The organism is Curtobacterium sp. MCBA15_004, assembly GCF_001865055.2.
In the GTDB taxonomy this organism is placed as follows: Bacteria; Actinomycetota; Actinomycetes; order Actinomycetales; family Microbacteriaceae; genus Curtobacterium.
The window spans coordinates 2,579,183-2,602,457 of the sequence record NZ_CP126266.1 but is presented as its reverse complement, the minus strand read 5'-3'; the positions used below and the strand labels follow the sequence as shown (position 1 = coordinate 2,602,457).

At 73.3% G+C, this 23,275-nt stretch carries 25 protein-coding genes; 18 read left to right on the top strand and 7 right to left on the bottom strand.

Features of this window, described 5'->3' with window-relative positions; all coding sequences use genetic code 11:
* The first annotated feature begins 58 nt into the window (after positions 1-58).
* Positions 59-889 carry a pyrroline-5-carboxylate reductase gene (gene proC, locus QOL16_RS12250; RefSeq protein WP_065960738.1) on the top strand — a complete coding sequence of 277 codons (831 nt, stop codon included), beginning with the start codon at positions 59-61 and terminating at the stop codon, positions 887-889.
* Between the two features lie 126 nt (positions 890-1,015).
* Here proC and QOL16_RS12245 read toward each other — a convergent pair whose 3' ends face one another.
* Positions 1,016-1,732, bottom strand: a complete 717-nt coding sequence (locus QOL16_RS12245; RefSeq protein ID WP_065960740.1) for a TrkA family potassium uptake protein — start codon at positions 1,730-1,732, stop codon at positions 1,016-1,018.
* A complete protein-coding gene (locus QOL16_RS12240) occupies positions 1,725-3,158 on the bottom strand; it encodes a TrkH family potassium uptake protein (protein ID WP_065960743.1) in 1,434 nt (477 codons plus the stop codon). Before QOL16_RS12240 ends, QOL16_RS12245 begins: the two co-directional genes overlap by 8 nt.
* 76 nt (positions 3,159-3,234) lie before the next feature.
* Here QOL16_RS12240 and QOL16_RS12235 point away from each other — a divergent pair, with 76 nt between their 5' ends.
* The 5 genes from QOL16_RS12235 to QOL16_RS12215 all read left to right on the top strand — a co-directional run bounded on the left by QOL16_RS12235 (position 3,235) and on the right by QOL16_RS12215 (position 4,920).
* Positions 3,235-3,750 carry a helix-turn-helix transcriptional regulator gene (locus tag QOL16_RS12235; protein ID WP_083395116.1) on the top strand — a complete coding sequence of 172 codons (516 nt, stop codon included), beginning with the start codon at positions 3,235-3,237 and terminating at the stop codon, positions 3,748-3,750.
* 123 nt (positions 3,751-3,873) lie between these two features.
* On the top strand, positions 3,874-4,071 hold the full coding sequence (locus QOL16_RS12230) for a helix-turn-helix domain-containing protein (protein WP_065960746.1): 198 nt from the start codon (positions 3,874-3,876) through the stop codon (positions 4,069-4,071).
* Positions 4,072-4,181: 110 nt separating this feature from the next.
* Positions 4,182-4,280, top strand: a complete 99-nt coding sequence (locus QOL16_RS12225; protein WP_003792170.1) for a 30S ribosomal protein bS22 — start codon at positions 4,182-4,184, stop codon at positions 4,278-4,280.
* Positions 4,281-4,375: 95 nt separating this feature from the next.
* The gene (locus QOL16_RS12220) at positions 4,376-4,630 is read left to right on the top strand and encodes a glutaredoxin family protein (protein ID WP_065960748.1); all 255 of its coding nucleotides are present in this window, start codon (positions 4,376-4,378) and stop codon (positions 4,628-4,630) included.
* Positions 4,627-4,920: a Dabb family protein gene (locus QOL16_RS12215; protein ID WP_065960751.1), complete on the top strand. Its 294-nt coding sequence runs from the start codon at positions 4,627-4,629 to the stop codon at positions 4,918-4,920. Before QOL16_RS12220 ends, QOL16_RS12215 begins: the two co-directional genes overlap by 4 nt.
* A gap of 76 nt (positions 4,921-4,996) precedes the next feature.
* Here QOL16_RS12215 and aspS read toward each other — a convergent pair whose 3' ends face one another.
* Positions 4,997-6,337, bottom strand: coding sequence for an aspartate--tRNA(Asn) ligase (gene aspS / locus QOL16_RS12210; protein WP_065960752.1), 1,341 nt, complete (start codon positions 6,335-6,337; stop codon positions 4,997-4,999).
* 66 nt (positions 6,338-6,403) lie between these two features.
* Positions 6,404-6,778, bottom strand: a complete 375-nt coding sequence (locus tag QOL16_RS12205; RefSeq protein ID WP_253181569.1) for a MerR family transcriptional regulator — start codon at positions 6,776-6,778, stop codon at positions 6,404-6,406.
* 124 nt (positions 6,779-6,902) lie between these two features.
* Between QOL16_RS12205 and QOL16_RS12200 the strand changes: the two genes are divergently transcribed.
* The 6 genes from QOL16_RS12200 to ccsB all read left to right on the top strand — a co-directional run bounded on the left by QOL16_RS12200 (position 6,903) and on the right by ccsB (position 13,347).
* Positions 6,903-8,393, top strand: a complete 1,491-nt coding sequence (locus tag QOL16_RS12200; RefSeq protein ID WP_071245690.1) for a SulP family inorganic anion transporter — start codon at positions 6,903-6,905, stop codon at positions 8,391-8,393.
* 68 nt (positions 8,394-8,461) lie between these two features.
* The gene (locus QOL16_RS12195; RefSeq protein ID WP_065960757.1) at positions 8,462-9,118 is read left to right on the top strand and encodes a histidine phosphatase family protein; all 657 of its coding nucleotides are present in this window, start codon (positions 8,462-8,464) and stop codon (positions 9,116-9,118) included.
* Positions 9,118-9,726 carry a TlpA disulfide reductase family protein gene (locus QOL16_RS12190; RefSeq protein WP_065960758.1) on the top strand — a complete coding sequence of 203 codons (609 nt, stop codon included), beginning with the start codon at positions 9,118-9,120 and terminating at the stop codon, positions 9,724-9,726. Before QOL16_RS12195 ends, QOL16_RS12190 begins: the two co-directional genes overlap by 1 nt.
* Before the next feature lie 45 nt (positions 9,727-9,771).
* A complete protein-coding gene (locus QOL16_RS12185) occupies positions 9,772-10,470 on the top strand; it encodes a cytochrome c biogenesis CcdA family protein (protein ID WP_071285098.1) in 699 nt (232 codons plus the stop codon).
* Between the two features lie 130 nt (positions 10,471-10,600).
* Positions 10,601-12,358, top strand: coding sequence for a cytochrome c biogenesis protein ResB (locus QOL16_RS12180; RefSeq protein ID WP_139266475.1), 1,758 nt, complete (start codon positions 10,601-10,603; stop codon positions 12,356-12,358).
* Positions 12,355-13,347 (top strand): c-type cytochrome biogenesis protein CcsB, encoded by a 993-nt coding sequence (ccsB, locus tag QOL16_RS12175; protein WP_253181565.1) that lies wholly within the window; start codon positions 12,355-12,357, stop codon positions 13,345-13,347. The genes QOL16_RS12180 and ccsB overlap by 4 nt, the downstream gene beginning before the upstream one ends.
* A gap of 262 nt (positions 13,348-13,609) precedes the next feature.
* On the opposite strand, the gene QOL16_RS12170 is transcribed toward ccsB, so the two are convergent.
* Complete coding sequence (locus tag QOL16_RS12170; protein ID WP_071285091.1) at positions 13,610-14,590, bottom strand: o-succinylbenzoate synthase; 981 nt, start codon at positions 14,588-14,590, stop codon at positions 13,610-13,612.
* Between the two features lie 228 nt (positions 14,591-14,818).
* Between QOL16_RS12170 and QOL16_RS12165 the strand changes: the two genes are divergently transcribed.
* The 4 genes from QOL16_RS12165 to QOL16_RS12150 all read left to right on the top strand — a co-directional run bounded on the left by QOL16_RS12165 (position 14,819) and on the right by QOL16_RS12150 (position 19,044).
* Positions 14,819-15,376: a hypothetical protein gene (locus QOL16_RS12165; RefSeq protein ID WP_071285090.1), complete on the top strand. Its 558-nt coding sequence runs from the start codon at positions 14,819-14,821 to the stop codon at positions 15,374-15,376.
* 100 nt (positions 15,377-15,476) lie between these two features.
* On the top strand, positions 15,477-16,406 hold the full coding sequence (locus tag QOL16_RS12160; RefSeq protein WP_071285089.1) for a 1,4-dihydroxy-2-naphthoyl-CoA synthase: 930 nt from the start codon (positions 15,477-15,479) through the stop codon (positions 16,404-16,406).
* Positions 16,406-17,542, top strand: coding sequence for an AMP-binding protein (locus QOL16_RS12155; RefSeq protein WP_071285088.1), 1,137 nt, complete (start codon positions 16,406-16,408; stop codon positions 17,540-17,542). Before QOL16_RS12160 ends, QOL16_RS12155 begins: the two co-directional genes overlap by 1 nt.
* A gap of 506 nt (positions 17,543-18,048) precedes the next feature.
* Positions 18,049-19,044: a 1,4-dihydroxy-2-naphthoate polyprenyltransferase gene (locus QOL16_RS12150; protein ID WP_071245705.1), complete on the top strand. Its 996-nt coding sequence runs from the start codon at positions 18,049-18,051 to the stop codon at positions 19,042-19,044.
* Positions 19,045-19,055: 11 nt separating this feature from the next.
* Here QOL16_RS12150 and QOL16_RS12145 read toward each other — a convergent pair whose 3' ends face one another.
* The gene (locus QOL16_RS12145; RefSeq protein WP_071285087.1) at positions 19,056-19,475 is read right to left on the bottom strand and encodes a DUF4229 domain-containing protein; all 420 of its coding nucleotides are present in this window, start codon (positions 19,473-19,475) and stop codon (positions 19,056-19,058) included.
* A 78-nt stretch (positions 19,476-19,553) separates the two neighbouring features.
* On the opposite strand from QOL16_RS12145, the gene QOL16_RS12140 reads away from it, so the two are divergent.
* Positions 19,554-19,910 carry a PLDc N-terminal domain-containing protein gene (locus QOL16_RS12140; RefSeq protein ID WP_071285086.1) on the top strand — a complete coding sequence of 119 codons (357 nt, stop codon included), beginning with the start codon at positions 19,554-19,556 and terminating at the stop codon, positions 19,908-19,910.
* On the top strand, positions 19,903-21,642 hold the full coding sequence (menD, locus tag QOL16_RS12135; RefSeq protein WP_071285097.1) for a 2-succinyl-5-enolpyruvyl-6-hydroxy-3-cyclohexene-1-carboxylic-acid synthase: 1,740 nt from the start codon (positions 19,903-19,905) through the stop codon (positions 21,640-21,642). Before QOL16_RS12140 ends, menD begins: the two co-directional genes overlap by 8 nt.
* Positions 21,643-21,815: 173 nt before the next feature.
* On the opposite strand, the gene QOL16_RS12130 is transcribed toward menD, so the two are convergent.
* Positions 21,816-23,075: an isochorismate synthase MenF gene (locus tag QOL16_RS12130; protein ID WP_065960777.1), complete on the bottom strand. Its 1,260-nt coding sequence runs from the start codon at positions 23,073-23,075 to the stop codon at positions 21,816-21,818.
* Positions 23,076-23,275 lie beyond the last annotated feature (200 nt).

Sequence of the window (23,275 nt, the reverse complement as noted above, 5' to 3'; positions counted from 1 at the left end):
CCTGTTCTCGTGACCTGGTGCCCGATCCTAGGCGTGGGCCGTCGGTAGGGTCGGGAGCATGACGATCGAACTGCCCCGCACCGCCATGCTCGGCGTCGGCTCCATGTCCGGCGCGGTCCTCGACGGCCTCCTCGCGGCGGGGCTCGACCCCACGACGGTCGTGCTGACCACCCGGTCCGAGGCGTCCGCCGCCGCGCACCGGGAGCGCGGGCTCGCCGCGACGGCCACCGAGACGGACGCCGACGCGAACCGGGCCGCCGTCCGCGGGGCCGGGCTCGTCGTGCTCGGCGTGAAGCCGTACGCGATCGCCGACCTGCTCGACGAGGTCGCCGCGTCGCTCAGTCCGGGCACGGTCGTGGTGAGCGTCGCGGTCGGCACCACCCTCGCCGCGATGGAGGCCCGCGTGCCCGCCGGGGTCCGGGTCGTCCGGGCGCTGCCGAACACGCCGATCGGGGTCGGTCACGGCGTCACCGGCATCAGCGCGGGCGCGTCCGGCGACGAGGACGCGATCGCGCTCGCCTCGGCCGTCTTCGCCGCGTCCGGACGGGTCATCCGCGTTCCCGAGGACCAGCTCGACGCGCTCTCCGCGGTCTCCGGCTCCGGGCCGGCGTACGTGTTCCTGCTCGTCGAGCAGTGGCAGCGTGCCGCCGAGGCGCTCGGCTTCGACCACGACCAGGCCGCGACGATGGTCCAGGGCACGCTCCGCGGTGCGGTCGAGCTGCTCGCCGCCTCCGGTCGCGAGCCGGCCGACCTGCGCCGCGCGGTCACCAGCCCGAAGGGCACCACCGAGCGCGCGGTCGCCGTGCTCGAGGAGGCCGACCTGGCCGGGACGCTCGAGCGGGCGTCGCGCGCCGCGATCGCGCGTGCCGAGGAGATCGCCCGCTCCTGACGCGGCGCTGCCGCGCACCGTGCGGGCGTGCCCGCCGTCGTCGACGCGGGCGCCGGTCCGGGACGGGGCGCGGGACGGACGGGAGGCCCGTGGCGGGCCCGCCACGGGCCTCCCGTCCGTCCTGGGCTACTCCAGGGCGGCGAAGCGCTCCAGGTCGGTCTCGGTGCCGGAGACGATGATGACGTCGTCCTCGCCGATGACGCTGTCCGGGGTCGCCGGGACGAAGGCCTTGCCGGGCGTCTTGATGCCGAGGACGGTCAGACCGTGCCGCGTGCGGATCACCGTCGTCGCGAGGTCCTTGCCGCGGACCGCGCGCGGCGGGTGCATCTTGACCACCGCGAAGTCGTCGTCGAACTCGATGAAGTCGAGCATCCGACCGGACACCAGGTGGGCGGTACGCTCGCCGGCCTCGCGCTCCGGGTAGACGACGTGGTTCGCGCCGATCCGGGACAGGATCGTGCCGTGCGACCGGCTGACCGCCTTCGCCCAGATCTGCGGGATGCCGAGGTCGACGAGGTTCGACGTGATGAGCACGCTCGACTCGAGGTGCGAGCCGACCGCGACGACGGCGATCGCGAAGTCCTGCGCGCCGATCTGGCGGAGGGCGTCGATGTCGGTGGCGTCGGCCTGGACCGCGTGCGTGACGCGGTCGGACCACTTCTGCACCAGTCCCGGATCGGTGTCCACGACGAGGACCTCGCGGTCCTGGCGCTCGAGCTGCCCCGCGGTCGCGGCGCCGAAGCGGCCGAGGCCGAGGACGAGGACCGGTGCGTCGTGGCTGACGGCACCGGTGGCGGGGTGCGGGGTACGGCGGTCGGCGCGTGCTGCGCGGCGGTCAGCCAACGATGGGCCTCTCCTCGGGACGACGGAACAGCTGTCGGCTCTGGCTGGCGGCCAGGGCGGCGGCGATCGTCACTGTACCGACCCGGCCCAGGAACATGGTGGCGGCGAGGACGTACTTGCCGGACTCGGGCAGTTCGCCGGAGATCCCGGAGGACAGCCCGCACGTGGCGAACGCCGAGATCACCTCGAACAGCACGCGGTCGAGCGAGTCCCCGGTGATCTGCAGCAGCACGACCGTGGCGACGGCGACGATCGTCGCACCCCAGAGCACGACGGCGACGGCGACGCGGAGCACGTCGGAGGGGATGCGTCGGCCGAACGCCTCCATGCTCCGGCGTCCGCGCGCCTCGGCCACGGCCGCGAGGAAGAGCACGGCCAGGGTCGTGACCTTGATGCCGCCCGCGGTCGACGCGGACCCGCCGCCGATGAACATGAGCATGTCGGTGACCAGGAGGCTCGCACCGTGCATCTGCTCGACGTCGATCGTGGCGAAGCCCCCGGACCGGGTCATGGTAGAGAAGAACAGCGCCTGGAACGCGGTGTGGCCGGCGCCCTCGCTGCCCAGCGTGCGCGGGTTCGACGCCTCGAGCGCGGTGTAGACGATCGCGCCGAGCAGGAGCAGGACCGCGCTCGTGGTCAGGGTGAGCTTGACGTGGATGGGCCAGCGGCGCGGGGTCCGCAGCTGCTTCGTGAGGGTGCGGATCACCGGGAAGCCGATCGACCCGAGGACCACGGCCAGCATCAGGAGCGACAGGAACCAGTAGTCGTGGGTGAACGGCGCGAGGCCGTCGGCGTTCGGCGCGAAGCCCGTGTTCGTGAACGCCATCGCGGAGTAGTAGAACGCGTCGCCGACCGCGGTCCAGAACGGGTAGCCGGCGACGAGCACCGACGGCAGCAGGAGCAGGCCGACCGCGACCTCGATGGTCAGGGTGCTCACCGCGACGGTGAGCAGCAGCGTGCCGACCTCGCCGAGCCGCACGGCCTGGCCCTCGGGCACCGCGCCGTGGTGCGTGCGCAGCGGGTTCGAGTCCCCGGCCGCGATGAGCTTGGCGCGCAGCCCGAGCCGGCGCGTGACGACCAGTCCGAGGATCGAGGCGAAGGTCAGGACGCCGACCGCGCCGATCTGGGTGCCGATCACCACGAGGGTCTTGCCGAACACCGACCAGTGCGTCGCCATGTCGACCGTCGACAGCCCCGTGACGCAGACCACCGACGCGGCCGTGAACAGGGCGTCCGAGAAGTGCGTCGTGGTGCCGTCCGCCGCCGCGACCGGGGTCATGAACAGGAACGTGAACAGGAACACCAGCGCGATGAACACCAGGATCGCCAGCCGCGAGGGCGACGACCGCAGGACGGCCGCGAACCGGTTCGCCTGGGCCCGTGACGCGCTCACGTGCGGCGTCAGCGGCTCGTGCCGGTCGAGCATGCGTGCGTCTCCCGGGGAACAGGGGCGAGGACAGCGGTCATGGTACATGCGCTCCGGCCCGGATAGCCTTGCCGCCATGGCCGACATCTTCACCGTCGTGGCGGACCCGACCCGCCGCGAGCTGCTCGGCGCGCTGCTGGCCGCGTACGGCGCGGACGCCACCGGCGGGGAGCTCAGCGTCGGGCAGCTCGTCGCGAAGCTCGGCGTGAGCCAGCCGACCGTGTCGAAGCACCTCCGCGTACTGCGCGACAACGGCCTGGTGTCCACCCGCGAGGAGGGCCAGCACCGCTTCTACCGACTCGACCCGGAGCCGCTCGTGCGCCTCGAGGAGTGGGTGTTGCCGTTCACCGGGGCCGTGGACGCCGACGGGACCCCGGCGACGACCGCGTGGACGCTCGACGGGCAGCCGGTCTCGGTCCGACGCAGTGCGGGTGCAGGCAAGGCCACCGTCGAGGTCGGCAACGAGCTCGGGCGCGTGATGGCCGAGGCGTCGTACCGGGCCACGGCCGCGTTCTCCGGCGCGCAGCAGGGCTGGGAGCGCGTCGTCGAGAGCAGTCGGAAGCGGTTCACGCGACGCGGCGAGGACGACTGACCCGACGGTCTGGACGCGACCTCCGTGGTTCCTGGACACGGCGACCCGCGGAGCCCTACAGTTGCGGTGACCACACAGGTCACACCAACCCCGTGCACCGCACGGGTCACCCGAAGGCGGACCATGACCGGCAGTTTCGACGACGTGCGCTTCCTCACCGTCGCTGAGGTCGCCGAGATGATGCGGGTCTCCAAGATGACCGTCTACCGCATGGTCCACGCCGGCGAGCTCCCGGCGATCCGCTTCGGCCGGTCGTTCCGCGTGCCCGAGGCGGCGGTTGCCGAGATGCTCCGCGGCGGGGGCGTCGCCGACGTCGGCTGACGCTCGTTCGACACGGCCGCCGCGCTCCGCTAGACTCGGCCGGGTTGATTTTCCGCGGTCTCTTCGGGCCCGGTGTCCACACATCAGCATCGTTCCGAGCGAGGTCCACTATGGGTTCAGTCATCAAGAAGCGTCGCAAGCGCATGGCGAAGAAGAAGCACCGCAAGCTCCTGCGCAAGACGCGCCACCAGCGTCGAAACAAGAAGTAAGTCCCGAACTTGCACTCGAAGCCCCGGTCCGCCGGGGCTTTCGTGTTCCCGGGGGCGCTCCGTGCCGCCGACGGCCGCGGGCTAGGGTGGTGGACATGCCCGCCGTGACCCTGCTGACCAAGCCCGGCTGCCACCTCTGCGACGACGCCCGACCGATCGTCGAGCAGGTCGTCGCCGAGCACCCCGGCGTCACCCTCGAGGAACGGTCGATCCTCGACGACGACGCCCTGCGCGAGGAGTACGCCGAGGACATCCCGGTGGTCCTGGTCGACGGCCGCGTCCACAGCAACTGGCACGTCGACGCCGACCGGCTCCGCCGCGCCCTCGAGCAGGCGGGAGCCCGCGCATGATCCACCACGTCGTCTCCTGGACCCTGCGCGAGGACCTCGACCGCGCCGCGTCGATCGACCGCATCCGGACGCTGCTGACCGGCCTGGTCGGGACCGTCGGGTCGATCCGCTCCCTCGAGGTCGTCGAGAACGTGGCCTCCCCGGGGAAGAACCACGACGTGGCCGTCGTGGCGACGTTCGACGACCTCGCCGGACTCGACGCGTACCAGGTGCACCCCGAGCACCAGGCCGCGGCAGCCGAGATCCGCGGACTCGTGTCGCAGCGGGCCGCCATCGACTGGCGGAGCTGAGCCGCGCCTCCCGGCCCGGACGCGACAGCGGCCACCCTCCTGCCGGAGGGTGGCCGCTGTGTCGTGGTCCGGGGGACTACGGGGTCAGGCGCGTCGGGCCCCGGAACAGGTACGTGACCTCGCGGATCGACGGTTCGTGCAGGGCGAGCATGAGCACGCGCGCGAGGCCCATGCCGAAGCCACCGTGCGGCGGGACGCCGTAGCGGAAGAAGTCGAGGTACCAGCCGAGCTCCTCCGGGTCGAGACCCTTCTCGACGGCCTGCGCCTCGAGGGTGTCGACGCGGTGCTCGCGCTGCGCGCCGGTCGAGATCTCGGCACCGTTGAAGATGAGGTCGTAGCTCTTCGTGAGCGTCGGGTCGTCCTCGTGGCGCATGTGGTAGTACGGCCGGATCGAGGCGTCGTAGTCCGTCACGAAGACGAACTCGGAGCCGTGCGTCTCCTTGGCCCACGCGGCGACGCGACGCTCGCCCTCGGGGTCGAGGTCACCGTCCGCACGGACGACCTCGTAGCCGCTGTCGGCGACGATCTTCCGGGCGTCGGCCAGGGTGACGCGGGGGAACGGGGCGGTCGGGACGACGAACTCGAAGCCGAAGACCTCCTCGATGTCCTTGCCGTGCTTCTCCTTGACCGCGGTGAAGCCGGCGACCAGGAGCTCCTCCTGCATCGCCATGACGTCCTCGTGCGAGGAGATCCACGAGAACTCGGCGTCGACGCTCGTGAACTCGGTCGCGTGGCGGCTCGTGAACGACGGGTCGGCACGGAAGGCGTCGGCGATCTCGAACACGGCGCCGAAGCCGGCCGGCTGTGCCATCTGCTTGAAGTTCTGCGGCGACTGCGCGAGGTAGGCGGTCGTCTCGAAGTACTCGAGCTGGAAGAGCTCGGCCCGCGACTCGGACGGCGACGCCATGAGCTTCGGGGTGTGCACCTCGATGTAGTCGCGCTCCACCCAGTAGGTGCGGAACGCGTGCTCCATCGTCGTCTGGATGCGGAAGATGAGGTTCTGCTTGCGGTTGCGCAGGTCGAGGAAGCGCCAGTCGAGGCGCTTGTCGAGCGAGGAGTCGTCGGCGATCGGCGTCTCCGGGATCGCCGCGCTGACGACCTCGAGCGAGCCGACCTTGACCTCGAGGCCGCCGAGCTTGACGCGCTCGTCGTGCTTGAGGGTGCCCTGCACGTGCACGAAGGTGCCGTGCGCCAGGCCGGAGATCGCGTTCGTCGTGGCGAGGGCGGCCTGGGCGGCGTCGTCGCCGTCCTCGGCCTCGCGCGTGGCGGGGTTCACCAGCTGCGCTGCGCCGGACTCGTCGCGGAGCACGACGAACTGGACCTTCTTCTGGTCGCGGACGGTCTCCACCCATCCGGCGACGGAGACGGGGCCCTCCGGGCGGGCGGCGAGGTCGGCGATGCGGGTGCGTTCGATCACGGTCGTCGAGTCTACGGCCTCCGTCCCGCCGTGGGCGCGGCCAGGGGTGGGCTGCGGCGGGTGCGCTCAGGGGAGGGCTGCGCGGAGCGTACCGAGGGTGCCGATGAACTCCTCGGCCATGCCGGCGCGCTCGACGAGCTTCGCGTGGCGTTCCCGGGCGTCGGCGAGGTACTCGTCGAGCCGGGCCGCGAGCGCGCGTTCCTCGGCCGGGCCCGCGGTGGCGAGCGCGTCGACGACGCGGAGCAGTTCGCGCATCTCGTCGAGCGTGAAGCCGAGCGGCTTCATCCGACGGATGACGAGCAGGCGCTCGAGGTCCTGCGCGGTGTACACGCGGAAGCCGCCGGACGTGCGGGCGCTCGGCACCAGGAGACCCACCTCGTCGTAGTGCCGGATCGTCCGGAGGGACATCCCGGCGCGTTCGGCGAGCTCGCCGATGTGCATGGTGTCCGTGCCGTGCTCGTCCTTCACGTCCGCCATCGTGGCAGACCTCCCTCCGTGCCCCGTCGACCGTGCCCGGTGGGGCCGTGCGCAACCCTACCCTCACGTGAGGGTAGGGTTGCGGGCGATGACCACGATCACGCACGCCCCCACCCCGCCGCGGGTCCTCGACGCCCTGCGCTCGCCGCGCCTGCTGACGCGGGAGGTCCTCGCCGGCGTCGTGACCGCGCTGGCCCTCATCCCCGAGGCGATCTCGTTCTCGGTCGTCGCCGGGGTCGACCCCGCGGTCGGCCTGTTCTCGAGCGTCGTCATCGCGGTCGTGATCTCGGTCGTCGGCGGTCGGCCCGCGATGATCTCGGCCGCGGCGGGCTCGGTCGCGCTCGTGATCGCGCCGCTCGTCCGCGACCACGGCATCGCCTACCTCGTGCCCGCGATCGTGCTCGGCGGCGTGTTCCAGCTCGTGCTCGGGTTCCTCGGGGTCGCCCGGCTGATGCGCTTCATCCCGCGGAGCGTCAACGTCGCGTTCGTGAACGCCCTCGCGATCCTCATCTTCACCGCGCAGCTGCCGAACCTGCTCGGGCACGACGTCCCGTTCGTCGTCTGGCCCCTGACCGCGCTCGGCGTCGGGATCATCGTCGCGTTCCCGTTCCTGACGAAGGCGGTGCCCGCACCGCTCATCGCGGTGGTCGTCGTCACCGCGATGACGATGGTGTTCGGCATCGCGGTCCCGACGGTCGGCGACGAGGGATCGCTGCCGACCGCCCTGCCCGGGTTCTCCGGGATCACGGTGCCGCTGGACCTGGCGACGCTGCAGGTCGTCGCGCCGTACGCGTTCGGCGTCGCGCTCGTCGGGCTCATCGAGACGCTCCTCACCGCGCAGCTCGTCGACGCGATCACCGAGACCCGGTCGAGCGCCTGGCGTGAGTCCTGGGGGCAGGGGATCGCGAACATCGCCTCGGCCTTCTTCGGCGGGACCGGCGGGTGCGCCATGATCGGCCAGACCGTCATCAACGTGAAGACCGCCGGGGCGCGCACCCGGGTGTCGACCTTCGTCGCCGGGGTGTCCGTCCTCGTGCTCACGATCGTGCTGCACGACGTCGTGGCGCAGATCCCGATGGCCGCGCTCACCGCCGTGATGCTCATGGTCTGCGTCGCCACCTTCGACTGGCACAGCATCCGACCGCGGACCCTCGGGCGCATGCCGCTCGGCGAGACCGCGGTCATGCTCGTCACCGTCGTCGTGGTCGTCGCGACCGACAACCTCGCGACCGGCGTCCTGGTCGGCGTCGTCGTCGCCGCGCTCGTCTTCGCCCGTCGGGCCGCGCACGTGGTGTCGGTCGTCCGCGAACCCGTCGACGAGCACACCGTCCGGTACCGGGTGCGCGGCGCCCTGTTCTTCGCGTCGTCGAACGACCTCGTCACCCGGTTCTCGTACGCCGAGGACCCGGAGCACGTCGTCGTGGACATGTCCGACGCGCACGTCTTCGACGCCAGCACGGTCGCCGCCCTCGACGGCGTCGAGCAGCGGTACGCGAAGCACGGAAGCACGGTCGAGGTCGTGCACCTGAACACGGCCTCGACCGCGCTGCACGGTCGACTCACCGGGCGGCTGGGCTGAGCGGTCCCGCATCCGGTGAATCCCCTGGGCGGCCGGTGGGAAGCGCAGACCGACCTAGACTGGAACCCATGCCCGCGTCACGGATCCACCTCGTCCGGCACGGCGAGGTCCACAACCCGGGGCGAGTGCTCTACGGCCGGCTCCCCGGCTTCGGTCTGAGCGAACTCGGTGCCCGGATGGCCCTCGCCTCCGCCACCGCCTGGAAGGACGCCGGGGTCGACGTCCGTCGGATCGTCGCCTCGCCGCTCCAGCGCACCCAGGAGTCCGCCGCGCCGTGGGCCGCCGCGTACGGCCTCGAGGTCGCCCTCGACGAGCGGCTCATCGAGCCGACGAACCGCTACGAGGGACAGCGACCGGGCTTCACGAAGCGCTCGATCGGCCGCCCCACGGAGTGGCCCTGGATCGCGAACCCGTTCCGCCCGAGCTGGGGCGAGGCCTACGAGTCGATCGCGAACCGCATGCTCGCGGCCGTCACCACGGCGTGGGAGAGCGTCGACGAGGGCGACGTCGTCCTCGTCAGCCACCAGCTGCCGATCTGGACCGTGCACCGCAAGCTCGCGGGGGAGCCGCTCTGGCACGACCCGCGCAAGCGCCGGTGCGACCTGTCGAGCATCACGACCGTCGAGCGTGCACCCGCCACCTCGCCCGGCCGCTTCACCGAGGTCGGGTACGCGGACCCGGCGTACGCGCTGCGTGCGTCCGCCGTCGACGAAGGAGCAGTCTGATGACCCCCCGCACGCGCATCGCCACCGTCGCTGCCACCGCACTGATCGCCGCGCTGGCGCTCGCCGGGTGCTCGTCGAACGACTCGCTGTCGAAGCAGTACGGCAGCGGGACCACGCAGAACTACATCTCCGGCGACGGCGCGGTGACCGAGGTCTCGGCTGCCGACCGGAAGGACCCGGTCGACTTCACCGCGAAGGACACCGACGGCGACACCATCTCGGCGAAGGACCTGCGCGGCAAGGTCGTCGTCCTGAACTTCTGGTACGCGGGCTGCCCGCCGTGCCGCGCCGAGGCGAAGTACCTCAACCAGGTGCACGACCAGTACCAGGGCCAGGACGTCGCGTTCGTCGGCGTGAACGTCCGCGACGAGGAGGGCTCCGCCGCCGCGTTCGAGCGCACCTTCGGGGTCGACTACCCGACCGTGCTCGACGCGAAGACCGGCACCGTGCAGCTCGCCCTGTCCGGCCAGATCGCGCCGAACGCGGTGCCCGCGACGATCGTGCTCGACAAGCAGGGCCGCGTCGCCGCCCGCGTGCTCGGCGCCGTCGACGGCCCGAGCATCCTGCAGACCCTGGTGGGCGACGAGCTCAGCGGCAAGGCCTCCTGACCCGTGTCCGGCAACCCCTTCGCCGACGCGATCCTCAGCGGGCAGATGCTCGTCGCGCTGCCCGTGGCCGCGCTCGCGGGCCTCGTCTCGTTCCTGTCCCCGTGCGTCCTGCCCCTCGTGCCCGGCTACCTCGGGTACGTCGGCGGCATCGCCGAGGGCGGGCAGCGTCGCGGTCGCGTCGTGCTCGGCGTCCTGCTGTTCGTGCTCGGCTTCACCGCCGTGTTCGTGGCCTACACGACCGTCTTCGGCGCGCTCGGCTTCTGGCTCGTCCGCTGGCGTGACCTCATCACGCAGGTGCTCGGCATCGTCGTGATCGCGATGGGCCTCGTGTTCGTCGGCCGGTTCACGTTCCTGCAGCGCACGATCAAGCCGTCGTGGACGCCCGCGACCGGGCTCGTCGGGGCGCCCCTGCTCGGCATCGTGTTCGGGCTCGGCTGGACGCCGTGCCTCGGCCCGACGCTCGCCGCGATCAACCTGCTCAGCGTGCAGACCGGCAGTGCCTGGCAGGGCATGTGGCTCGGCGTCGCGTACTGCATCGGCCTCGGTGTCCCGTTCGTCCTCGTCGCCGTCGGCGCCGGGTGGGCGACCGGCGCGATCCGGGCCGTCAAGCGCCACATGCGCACTGTCAACATCATCGGAGGAGCGATCCTGATCGTCATCGGTCTGCTCATGGTCACCGGGATCTGGTCGGCCGTCATGTCGAGCGTCGGGGCGGTGATCCAGAGCTATGTCCCCGCAGTCTGACCGCGACACCGACACCGACGCCGGCCGCGACACCGACGCCGGCCGCGACACCGACGCCGGCCGCGACGCCGACACCGGCCGCGACACCGACACCGGCCGCGACACCGACACCGTGTCCGGCGGCGACCCGATGCGGCCCTCCGACCACGTCGACAGCGCGGCCCCGACGGGCGGCGACGACGCCGGCGACGCCGGGGTGACCCAGCCGAAGCTGGGCTTCACCGGCTACGTCCGGTTCTTCTGGCGCCAGCTGACGAGCATGCGCACGGCGCTCTTCCTGCTCATGCTGCTCGCGCTCGCGGCGATCCCGGGCTCCCTCGTCCCGCAGCGCACGGCCGACCCGAACGGCGTCGTGCAGTACAAGGCCGACCACCCGCAGCTGTTCCCGGTGCTCGACACCCTCCAGGTCTTCGACACGTACACCTCGGTGTGGTTCTCGGCGATCTACCTGCTGCTCTTCGTGTCGCTCATCGGCTGCATCGTGCCGCGCACCCGGCACCACTGGCAGGCACTCCGCACCCGTCCGCCGCGGACCCCGGCCCGCCTCGGTCGGCTCGCCGGCCACCGGTCGGTGCCGGTCGACGCGACGACCGTCACCGGCGCGACCAGCACCGCGACCGGTGCGACGGCGACCAGCGCGAACGCGGCGACCAGCACCGCCACCGGCGCACCCGCGACCAGCACGACGGACGCGGGCGGCACTTCGGACGCGGCCACGGGCCTCCCGTCCGTCGACCACGCGATCACGCGCGCCGCGGCGCTCCTCAAGCGGTCCGGGTACCGCGTCGAGCGCTTCGGCGACTCGGTCAGCGCGGAGCGCGGCTACCTGCGCGAGACCGGCAACCTCGTCTTCCACACCGCGCTCGTCGGTGTGCTCGTCGCGGTCGGCCTCGGCGGCGGCTTCAGCTACACCGGGCAGCGCCTGCTCGTCGAGGGGCAGACCTTCTCGAACGTGCTCGGCTCGTACGACTCGTTCAACCCGGGACGCTGGTTCACCCAGTCCGACCTGCAGGGCTACAACCTGACGCTCGACAAGTTCACGACGACGTACGAGGAACGCAACCTCGACGCCCTCGGACAGCCGCTCGACTACACGGCCGAGGTGACCGCCCGCGAGAAGGGCGGCCAGGAGCGTACCGAGCGACTCGGCGTCAACGCGCCGCTGTCCGTCGGCGGGACGAACGTGTACCTGCTCGGCAACGGCTACGCGATGCAGGTCACCGTCCGCGACGGGGACGGCAACGTGGCGTTCAAGGACGTCGTGCCGTTCCTGCCCGAGGACTCGAACTACACCTCGACCGGCGTCATCAAGGTGCCGGACGCGAAGCCGTCGCAGCTCGGCATGGTCGGGTTCTTCTACCCGACGGCCTCGAAGCTCGGGTCGGGTGCGTTCGCGAGCGCCTACCCGGACGCGCAGAACCCGATGCTGACGCTGCAGGTGTACCGCGGCGACCTCGGGCTCGACAGCGGCGTGCCGCAGAGCGTCTACTCGCTCGACACGAGCGGGCTCGAGCAGATCGCCGGTCGGCAGTCGAAGACCGCGAGCATCGAGCTCAAGCCCGGCCAGACACAGCAGCTGCCGGACGGCACCGGGTCGATCACGTTCGACGGGGTCAAGCGGTACGTCTCCCTCGACGTGCACCACGACCCGTCGCAGGCCTGGGTCGCGGGCTTCGCGGCCCTGGCGGTGCTCGGCCTCCTCACCTCGCTGTTCGTCCCGCGCCGCCGCGTGTGGGTCAAGGCGGTGCCGCGCCGCGGTGCCGAGCACGGCGAGTACGACCTCGAGTACGCGGGCCTGGCCCGTGGCGAGGACCCCAACCTCGAGCGCGCGGTCGCGGACATCGCCCGGCGCCACCTGTCGGACCTCGGAGTTAGGATCCCTGCGTGAACGACTTGACGACGAACCTGGCGACGTACTCCGTCGTGCTGACGTACTCGGCCATGGCGGTCTACGTCATCGCCTTCATCTCGTTCGCGCTGGACATGGCGAAGCGTTCGGGTGAGGTCACCGCCGCGGCGGCCGGCCGTGCGCCCGCCGCCGAGCCCCGGACGGTCGCGACCGTCCAGGGCGGCACGGTCGTGCTGGAACGGGTCGACGAGACCACCGACGGCGGCCGGGGCGGACGCGGCACGAAGTTCGAGCGGGTCGGGATGGCGATGACCGTCCTGGCGCTCGTCCTGCACGTCGCGGCCGTCGTGCTCCGTGGCATCGCGGCCGACCGGGTGCCGTGGGGCAACATGTTCGAGTTCTCCCTGACGGGCACGGCGCTCATCACGCTGATCTTCCTGCTCGTGCAGTTCTGGCAGAACCTGAAGTTCCTCGGCGTCTTCATCAGCGGGCTCACGATCATCCTGCTCGGCATCGCGACGGTGAACTACTACGTCCCGGTCCGGCCGCTCGTGCCCGCGCTCGAGTCGTACTGGCTCGTCATCCACGTGTTCGTGGCGATCGCCGGCACCGGCTTCTTCGCCCTCGGCGCGGGGCTCGCGGTCGCACAGCTCGTGCAGACGTACCGCCAGGGGCGCCCGGTGTCGAAGCAGCTGCGGTTCATGGAGACCCTGCCCGACGCCGAGCGGCTCGAGGTCCTGACCTACCGCGTGCTGCTCGTCGGCTTCGTGCTGTGGACGTTCACGCTCATCGCCGGTGCGATCTGGGCCGAGCGCGCCTGGGGTCGGTACTGGGGGTGGGACACCAAGGAGGTCTGGACCTTCATCATCTGGGTCCTCTACGCCGGGTACATCCACGCGCGAGCGACCCGCGGGTGGCGTGGTGCGCGGTCGTCCTGGCTGGCGCTGATCGGCTTCGCCGCGGTGATGTTCAACTTCTCGGTCGTGAACGTGTTCTTCAAGGGGCTGCACAGCTACTCGGGTCTGTGACCCACACCGGTCGCTGACGCGACCCACCCCCGGACGGGAGGCGCGGTGCCGGTCGGCACCGCGCCTCCCGTCCGTCGTGTGGTGCGCGGGGCGCGGCGCGCGCGGGCGCGCGGGCGGCCGCGTTGAGCGGGCAGCACATGTCTGTCGGTGGGCGCGAGCGCGCCTTCTCGGGCCCACTCGGCGTGAGCCCGCGGCGTGTCCTGCCCATGTGGCGCAGGCCCCGCGGCGCGTCGTGCCCGGTCGTGGCGGTCCTCGCCGGGGGTCAGCCGGCCGCGAGCACCGCGTGCGTGCGTCGGAGCCGGTCCATCCACCAGGTTCGGCGCTCCGGAGCCGCGGCGTGCCGCTCGAGCAGGTCGCGTGCCACCTCGACCCGACGAACGGGGACGGCGCCGTCGACCGGCAGGAGCGGCGCAGCCGTCACGTCGCCCGTGAACATGGCGGCGGTGCCGAGACCGGCGGCGTACCCGGGGGTCATCGCCGCAGCCGCGAGGAACGCCCCCATGCCGAGTCCGACCGACGTGTCGAGCGCGCTCGAGACGACGCAGGGCAGTCCGGCCTCCGCGATGATGCGCCGTGCCGCGCTGATCCCGCCGAGGGGCTGGGCCTTGACGACCAGGACGTCGGCGGCCCCGGCGCGGGCGACCGCGAGCGGGTCGGCGGTCTTCCGGACGCTCTCGTCCGCCGCGATCGGCACGCCGAGCCCGGCCGTGCGCCGACGGACCTCGGCGAGCCCCTCGACCGTCGCGACGGGCTGCTCGGCGTACTGCAGGTCGTACGGGGCGAGCGCCTCGACGGCGGCCACGGCCTGCTCGACCGACCACAGGCCGTTCGCGTCGACCCGGACCGCGGCGTCGGGGCCCATCACCCGCCGGACGGCCGCGACGCGCGCGACGTCGTCCTCGAGGGTCGTCCCCGGCTCGGCGACCTTGACCTTCGCCGTGGTGCAGCCCGGGTAGCGCGCCACCAGGTCCGGCACCTGGTCGGGGGAGACCGCCGGCACGGTCGCGTTGACCGGGACCGTCCCGGCCGCGGGTTCGTGCTCGGTCCAGCCGAAGTCGACGGTGGCACGGAGCCATGCGGCGGCCTCGGCGTCGTCGTACTCGACGAACGGCGAGAACTCGGTCCAGCCGGCCGGACCGCGCAGCACGAGGGCCTCGCGCGTGGTGATGCCGCGGAACCGGACGCGCATCGGCAGCGCGACGACGTGGGCATCGGCGGTGAGGTCGGCGAGGTCGGGGAGCACACCCCATCCTCACGCACGCGGCGACCCCTCGTCCGCTCGTCCTGTGTCTCCGTGGTCAGGGTCTCCGAGGAACCGGCGGGCCGGCCGGTCAGGCGTTCAGCCGGCCCGCCGGTTCCTCGGAGCCGACCGCCAGGGCCGGCCACTAGCATGCGACGGTCGGTCTCCGGATCGACGGCCAAGCCGAACCAGGGCAGCACAGCACACCAGGACAGCACAGAGGGAGGGCCGGTGCCGGAACCGCACCAGCGCGCACCGCGTGCCACCGGCCCGTCGTCGACGAGCCGCACGAAGGCCACGGCCGCTCCTCGCCCCGACCCCGCCGTCCGACCGGACGCACCGCAGCGCGCGGCCGCGCCCTCGACCGCTGCCGCCCGCGCCGTCGGACGGAACGGTGCCGCGGCGCGCTCGACGACCGGTCGGGCCACGGGGGACTTCGAGCGTCTGATGCAGCGGAACACCGTCGACACGCGCACCCTCGCCGCCGCGAAGCGTCGCCGGAACCCGATCGTGGGCAAGATCGCGCTGGGTCTGGCGATCGTCTCGGCCGCGGTCGACGCGAGCGCCTTCGCGGTGTTCATGGGCGGGGACACGACCTTCGCCTTCGGGATCTGCTTCGTCGTGGTGTTCCTGACGCTGATCGCCGCCGTGCTCGGGTTCATCGCCGCCGTCGGGTCCTTCGGCCGGTGGTACGGAGCCGTCGGCGTGGTGCTGGCGTTCTTCGCGAACCCGGTGATCCTCATCGTCCTGCTCGTGGTCGTGGCCCCCGAGGCGCTCACCGGCATGTGACGCCGCGGGGCGTTCCTCCACAGGGTGCACGCGCCGCAGGCTCGTCCACAGCGTCCGTTCCCCACGGCTCGCGACCGTCGCCCGGCGATACGGTGGACGCATGGCTGCCCCTGTCTCCGACCTGTTCGACCCCGACGTCTGGACCGTGGCTCCGATCGCGGAGCAGTTCACCGACATCACGTACCACAAGCACGTGTCGCAGGGCATCGTCCGCGTCGCGTTCGACCGGCCCGAGGTACGCAACGCGTTCCGGCCGCGCACGGTCGACGAGCTGTACCGCGCCCTCGACGACGCCCGCCAGGACCCCCGGGTCGGCGTCGTCCTGCTCACGGGCAACGGCCCGAGCCCGAAGGACGGCGGCTGGGCGTTCTGCTCCGGCGGCGACCAGCGCATCCGTGGGCGGAGCGGGTACCAGTACGTCGGCGACGACGGCGCCCCGCCCGAGGGCATCGACCCGGCAGCGGCGCAGGCCTCGATGGGGCGCCTGCACATCCTCGAGGTCCAGCGGCTCATCCGGGTGATGCCCAAGGTCGTCATCGCGGTCGTCCCGGGGTGGGCAGCCGGCGGCGGGCACTCCCTGCACGCGATCTGCGACCTCACGATCGCGAGCGCCGAGCACGGGAAGTTCAAGCAGACCGACGCCGACGTGGGCTCCTTCGACGGCGGGTACGGCAGTGCCTACTACGCCCGTCAGATCGGACAGAAGCTCGCGCGTGAGGTCTTCTTCCTCGCCGAGGAGTACTCCGCCCAGCGCGCGTACGAGATGGGCGCGGTCAACAAGGTGGTCCCGCACGCCGAGCTCGAGCGCGAGGCGATCCGCTGGGGCGAGACGATCCTGGGCAAGTCGCCGACCGCGATCCGGATGCTCAAGTACGCCTTCAACGCCGTCGACGACGGCATGGTCGGGCAGCAGGTCTTCGCGGGCGAGGCCACGCGCCTGGCCTACGGCACGGACGAGGCGGTCGAGGGTCGCGACTCGTTCCTGCAGAAGCGCGAGCCCGACTGGACCGCCTTCCCCTGGCACTACTGATGACCCGTCCGCTGGTCGCGCTGAGCGCGTCGGATCCGCTGGCCGTGCTGCGCGGCCTGGAGGCGGCGCTCGCCGGCGGCCCCGCGCTGCTCCCCGTCGCCGAGGGCGGCCCGGCGCTGCCGAACCGGGCACCGGCCCACGTCGGGCTACGGGTCGCCCTGGTCGTCGAGACGAGCGGCTCGACGGGGACGGGCAAGCGCGTCGCGCTGTCGTCGGACGCCGTCCTCGCGGGCGCGGCGGCGGCCGACGCGGCCCTCGGCGGTCCGGGCGCGTGGCTGCTGGCGCTGCCGACCCACTACATCGCGGGCCTCAACGTCCTGACGCGCTCGATCACCGCGGGGACGACCCCGGTCGTGCTCCCGGCCGGGCACTTCGACGCCGGTGCCTTCGCCGACGGGATCGCCCGGCTCGACGTCGGCCCGGCCGCGCCGCGCCGCTACACGTCGCTCGTCCCGGTGCAGCTCGCCCGGGTCCTCGACGACCCCCGCGCCACCGCCGCGGCAGCGACCCTCGACGCGGTCCTCGTCGGCGGCCAGGCCACACCGGTCCCGCTGCGGGAGCGCGCCCGAGCCGCGGGCGTCCGTGTCGTGACGACGTACGGCGCGAGCGAGACGAGCGGGGGGTGCGTGTACGACGGCGTCCCACTCGGGCCCGTCCGTGCCGCGGTCGACGACGGGGAGCTGCTGCTCGCTGGGCCCGTCCTCGCGGAGGGCTACCTCGACGACCACGAGCGGACGGCGCGCACCTTCACCGAGCACGACGGACTCCGGTGGTACCGGACGGGCGACGCGGGCGAGGTCGACGCAGGCCGGGTGCGCGTGCTCGGTCGGCTCGACGACGTCCTCATCTCCGGCGGCGAGAAGGTGCCGCTCGGCGCGGTCGAGCGGATCGTCCGCGGGATCGCGGGACACGAGGGCGCGGTCGTGACCCGGCGCGCCTCGGGGGAGTGGGGCGAGGTGCCGGTCGTCGTGACGGAGCGGGCACTCGACCTCGAGACCGTGCGCGCCCTCGTCGGCGACGCCCTCGGTCGGGCCGCCCGTCCCGCCGACGTGCTGGTCGTGGACCGCCTGCCGATGCTCGCGTCGGGCAAGCCGGACCGCCGCGCGGTACGGGCGATCGCGGACCCGAGCGCCTGACGGGAGCGACGGCCGCTCGATCGCGACCGCGGTGCCGACCCGGTGGCGCGACGGACCGCCGGACGGGCTCGTCGGTGGCACGGGACAAGGTCGGTGGCGACGGCCCGGCTGCCTGTCGGTGGCGACGGCCCGGCTGCCTGACGGGGGCGACGGCCCGGCTACCTGACGGGGGCGACGGCCCGGCCGCCTGACGGGGCGACGGCCCGGCCGCCTGACGGGGGCGACGGCCCGGCCGCCTGACGGGGGCGACGGCCCGGCCGCCTGGTGGTGACGATGGCTCGGCCGCCTGGTGGTGACGACGGCCCGCCGCCCGGTGGCGACGACGGCCTGGCCGCCTGACGGGGGTGACGGCCGTGGCGAGATGGTCCCGGGCCTCCTGGCCGACGCCGGGTGACCCGCTCGCCGGACCGGCGGCCGTCCCGGGGACGCGCCACGCCGGTGGCCCGGGCGCCTCGACAGCCCGGGCGGCCACGGACGCACGGCCGACATCGGTACGATGGTCGGCCGTGGCACGTACGAAGAACACGACCCAGTCGAAGGGCCGCAGCGGCAACCCCGCGAAGGCCGCCGCCCCGCAGCGCACGAAGCGGAAGGCGACCGCCAGCGACTGGATCGGCGGCGCCCGCCTGCGCACGCTGACCCTGGGCGTCGTCCCGGTGGTGCTCGGCACCGGTGTGGCGTTCGTGGACAGCGGCGAGCCCGGTGACTTCGGCTCCTACCTCGGCAAGGACCACCACCTCGCGGTGGCGCTCCTCGCCCTCGCCGTGGCGCTGTTCCTGCAGATCGGCGTGAACTACAGCAACGACTACTCCGACGGGGTCCGGGGGACCGACGAGTTCCGGGTCGGCCCGGCTCGACTCACCGGGGCCGGACTGGCGAAGCCGAGGACCGTGCTCGTCGTCGCGCTGACCTTCTTCGGCCTCGCGGCCCTCGCGGGGCTCGTCATCGTGCTGCTGACCGGGCTCTGGTGGCTGCTGCTCGTCGGTGCCGCCGCCATCGTCGCCGCGTGGTTCTACACGGGCGGCAAGAAGCCCTACGGCTACAACGCGCTCGGCGAGGTCTTCGTCTTCGTGTTCTTCGGCCTGGTGGCCGTCCTCGGCACCCAGTTCGTGCAGATCCGCGAGGTGACGACGAGCGGGTGGGCCGCAGCCGTCGCGGCGGGCTTCTTCGCCTGCGCCGTCCTCATGGTGAACAACATCCGCGACGTCGACGAGGACCGTCAGGCGGGCAAGCGCACCCTCGCGGTGGTCGTCGGCCGTCCCGTCGCACGGGTGCTGTTCGCGCTGTTCCTGCTGCTGCCGTACGTCGCGCTGCTCTGGTTCGTGCTGCTGTACTTCCGGACCGGCTTCGCGTACTTCTCGCTCCTGCTGGCCCTGCCGGCACTCGCGATCGGGGTGTCGTCCCGCAAGCCCCGTGAACTCATCACCGCGCTGCAGCTGTCGTCGTTCGCGTCGCTGGCGTTCGGCGTCGTGCTCGGGATCACGCTCGCGATCCAGCCGTAGCGCAGGGCCGGTCAGTCCGCGTCGCGGTCCGGGTCCGGTCCGCGGTCACCGGCCGGTCGTGCGGCCTCGGTGGGCTCCGAGGACGCGGCCGGGGTGGTCGCGGACGACGCGGGCATCGCGGTCTCGCCCGGTGCAGCCGTGGTGGCCTCGGCCGAGGGCGTTCCCGGGACGGCCGGTTCGGTGTCCTCGGCGTCGACGAAGTCGTCCTCGAAGTCGCTGTCCGCGTCGCGAGCGGTGCGGCCACGGCGGGCGGCGATGCTCGCGGTCACCTGTCCTCGGAGCCCGGGCAGGGCGATGTACGACACGAGCAACCCGATGACCGCCGCGCCGATCGTCGCCCAGTACCAGGGGAGACCGACGACGAACAGGACGACGAGGGCCACGGCGAAGATGCCGAGCCGGGCCAGGGTGTAGACGAGCCACGCTTTCACCCGATGAGTCTACGGAACGTCGACCCCGTGGGAGCTGACGGGCAGGGCGGTCCCAGGCGCGACTCCTAGAATCCGGGGATGGTCCGTCTGTGGTTGGTCGTCGTCGTCGCCGCCGTGGCCTTCACGGTCTACGCGGTCATCGACTGCGCGACCATGCCGCGCGACCGCATCCGGTCCCTCCGCCGCGGGTGGTGGATCATGCTCGTCCTCGTGCTCCCCGTGCTGGGCGGCCTGCTGTGGTTCCTGCTCGGGCGCGCACCGGCGAACCGCGGACCGGGACCCCGGTACCGTGGTCCCGAAGACGACCCGGACTTCCTCGGCGGCCCCCGCGGCACCGAGCCGCCCCGCACCGACAAGGACCAGGACGACGCCACCCTCCGAGACCTCGAGGACCAGTTCCACGAACGAGACGACGACGGCCCCTCCGATCGCTGACGGCCCGCCCGGATCGGGCAGCCCGTCGACCGACTTCGCGCTGGCGCTCCTGCGCGAGCTGACGCGCGCCGGCGTGACCGACGTCGTGGTCAGTCCCGGCTCCCGGTCGCAGGCCCTCGCCCTCGCCGCGGTCGCCCTCGAACGTGCCGGTGGGACCACCGTGCACGTCCGGCTCGACGAGCGCACCGCGGGGTTCTTCGCGCTCGGCCTGGCCGTCGAGACCGGTCGCCCCGCCGCGGTCGTCACGACCTCCGGCACCGCGGTCGCGAACCTCCACCCGGCCGTGCTCGAGGCGCACCACTCCGGGGTCCCGATGGTCGTGCTCAGCGCCGACCGGCCCGAGGAGCTCCGCGGCATCGGCAGCAACCAGACCACCGTGCAGCCGGGGCTGTTCGGCCCGGCGGTCGACCACGTCCGCGACGTGCAGGCCCCGAGCTCGGGCAGCGTCGACGTCGCCACGGTCCGCGCACTCGCCCGCGAGGCCGTCGCGGTCGCGGCCGGGCACACCGGGCAGCCGGGCCCCGTACAGCTCAACGTCGCCTTCCGGGAACCGCTCTCCGCGGGCCTGGCTGCGGAGGACGTCGAGGCCGTGCCCGAGGACGAGGTCGACCTCGACCACGCCCGGCGTCGCGCCCACACCGGGTTGCCGGTGGCCGAGCTCGAGCCGGACGCCGAGCCGGGCACCGTCGTCATCGCCGGACACGACGCCGGTGCGGACGCCGAACGGATCGCCTGGGAACTCGGTGCGCCGCTGCTCGCCGAGGTGTCCAGCGGTGCCCGGTTCGGCCGCAACCTCGTCGTGGCCTACCGAGACCTGCTCCGTGACCCCGCGTTCGGCGGCGCGGTCCGCCGCGCGGTCGTGGTGGGCCACCCGACCCTGAGCCGTGAGGTGCCCGCGCTCCTGCAGCGCGACGACGTCGAGACGGTCGTGGTCCGCGGACCGGCGGCCGACCCGTACGACCCGCGCCGCGCCTCCCGGTCGACCGCGGTGACCACCGTCGTGTCCGACGTCCGCGTGACGGGCCGCACCACGGCCGCGCACCGTGCGTGGGTGGGGCGCTGGGTCGCGACGAGCCGCGCGCTCCTCGGTGACGGCGACGCAGGTCCGGACCTCGACGCCAAGCGGTCGACCGACCGCGGCGAGCGGAACCGGTACCTGCGCGACGAGGTCGCGCTGCGCCGTCGCCCCGTCGACCGGACGATGCTCGTCGACGCGGTGTGGGGCGCGACCTGGCCGCACGACCGGCTCGTGCTCGGCGCCTCGCAGCTCATCCGCGTCGCCGACGCGCACGTCGCCGGCAAGAAGCTGCGCGTCCACGCGAACCGCGGCCTCGCCGGGATCGACGGCACCGTGTCCACGGCCCTCGGGATCGCCGCCGCGCTCGAGGGCTCGACGGGGCTGATCGGCACCACGCGCGTGCTCGTCGGCGACCTGACGTTCCTGCACGACCTCGGCGCGCTCGTCACCGGGACCGAGGAGGAGACGCACCGCGTGCAGGTGGTGGTCGGCAACGACGACGGCGGCGCGATCTTCCGCGGGCTCGAGGTGGCGGAGACCACGCCCGACGAGGACATGCGCCGGATGATGACCACGCCGCAGCACGTCGACGTCGAGCGCGTCGTGACCGGGCTCGGGTGGGAGTACCGCCGCGTCGAGACGTGGGGTGACCTGGAGGCCGTGCTCACCGACCCGGCGGAGCGACTCGTGGTCGAGGTGCCGCTGGCCGAGTGAGGCCGCGGCCCGGGCGCCGGGGCGGTACGCCGGGCCCGCGCGTCGGGGCGGTGCGCCGGGCCGGTGCGCCTGGCCCGTGCGCCGGGTGGGCGTGTCCGGTGCGTCCGGTGCGTCCGGTGTGTCCGGCGCGTGCGTCGGGTCGGCGCGCCCGGCCGGCGGGTCCGGCCCGTTCGTCAGGCCAGCGCGTCGCGGATCGGGCGGAACTTCAGCGCCGTCTCGGCGACCTCCCGCGCCGGGTCGGACCCGGCGACGATGCCCGCCCCGGCCCAGGCCCGGACGGTCCCGTCGGCGGAGACCTGCGCGCTCCGCAGTGCGAGCATCCACTCGCCGTCGCCGCTCGCCCCCATCCAGCCGACCGGGCCGGCGTAGCGACCGCGGTCGACGCCCTCGAGTTCGGCGACCAGGCGCACGGCGACGTCGGTCGGCGTGCCGGCGACCGCGGCGGTGGGGTGCAGGGCGTCGGCGACGTCGAGCGAGGTCGTCCCGGGCGGGAGCGTCGCGCGCACGTCGGTGGCGAGGTGCCAGAGGTTCGGCAGCTGCAGCCGGAACGGTTCCGGGTCGGCTCGGAGGTCGGAGGCGATCGGTCGGAGCGCCTCGAGCAGGCTGGCGATCGCGAAGCCGTGCTCCTCGACGTCCTTCGCACTCGCCGCGAGGGCCTCGGCGGCGGCACGGTCGGACACGGGGTCGTCGCCGCGCGCCGCACTGCCGGCGAGGACCCGTGCGGACAGCTCGGTGCCGTCGGTCCTGGCCAGGGTCTCCGGGGTGGCCCCGACGAGACCGTCCACGGCGAAGGTGACGCACTGCGGGTAGGCCGCGGCGAGGTCGAGCAGCACGGCACGCAGGTCGGCGTCCGGCGGCAGCGTGCCGACGAGGTCCCGCGCGAGCACGACCTTGTCGGCGTCGCCCGCGGTGATGCGTCGGACGGCGTCGGCGACCGCGGCGGCGTAGGCGTCCTCGTCGACGGCGCCCGGACCGAACGCGACGGAGACGTGCCCGCCGACGACGGGCACCGGGACCGAGGTGCGCGAGAAGGTCAGGGGAGCGGGGTCGGGTGTCGTGTCGACGGCGGTCAGCCAGGCCTTTCCCCGGCGTCGGCCGATCACCACGCGGGGGACCACGAGGACGCTCTGCTCGGCCGAGTCGTCGGCGAACGCGAAGGACCCGAACGCGACCAGACCGCTGCCGCGGAGCTGCACGGGGTCGTCGACCGTGGCGGCTGCGACCAGCTCGCGCCAGGCCGCCGACGCCTGCCGCATCCGGTCCGGGCCGCTGAAGGTCCACCGGTGTGCCTCGCCGATCCCGACGATGCCGTCGCCGCCGCGGACGAAGGCGAGGGGCGCGTCGCGCAGGGTGTGCCGGAGGACGTCGCCCGGGTCGTCCAGGATCCTGGTCGAGACCGTGAGCGCGGGGGTCGCCGTGGTGGTTCGGGGCACGGATCGATCGTACGCGCGCACGGGCCGGGCGCCCCGCCGGGCCCGGCGCAGACCGGGGCCGGGCGCCCCGCCGGGCCCGGCGCAGACCGGGGCCGGGCGCCCCGCCGGGCCCGGCGCGGACCGGGGCCGGGCGCCCCGCCGGGCCCGGCGCGGACCGGGGTCGGCCGCCCCGCCGCCCACGGGCGCACGGACCGGCGCGT